Origin of the sequence: Cohnella baijiui (assembly GCF_020731285.1) — a bacterium.
GTDB lineage: Bacteria > Bacillota > Bacilli > Paenibacillales > Paenibacillaceae > Cohnella.
This window is the reverse complement of the sequence record NZ_JAJFOW010000268.1, coordinates 1-261: the sequence shown is the minus strand read 5'-3', so window position 1 is coordinate 261 and position 261 is coordinate 1. Positions and strand designations below refer to the sequence as shown.

At 45.2% G+C, this 261-nt stretch carries 1 protein-coding gene; it reads left to right on the top strand.

All coding sequences use genetic code 11. The features are described 5' to 3' along the window. Positions 1 to 261, top strand: a 261-nt coding sequence (locus LKX83_RS32590; protein ID WP_227887424.1) for a type II secretion system F family protein, incomplete at both ends; no start/stop codon positions are given.

Sequence of the window (261 nt, the reverse complement as noted above, 5' to 3'; positions counted from 1 at the left end):
CTAGAGATTATCGTGTATGACATAAAGATGGGCGCTTCGCTTGAGGAAGCCCTCCATCGCTTTAAGCTACGTATGAAAGGGGAGGACGTACAGGATTTTGTAAATGCCAGCTTACACGCTAAGACAAGTGGTGGAAACTTAGCTGAAGTTATGGCGAGTGTAGCAAAGATCATCGGGGATAAGATTACCATTCAGAACGAAATTCTTGTTGCCACTGCCAGCAAGCGTTCAGAGGCTTCAATTCTTTCGGTTACTCCCTTT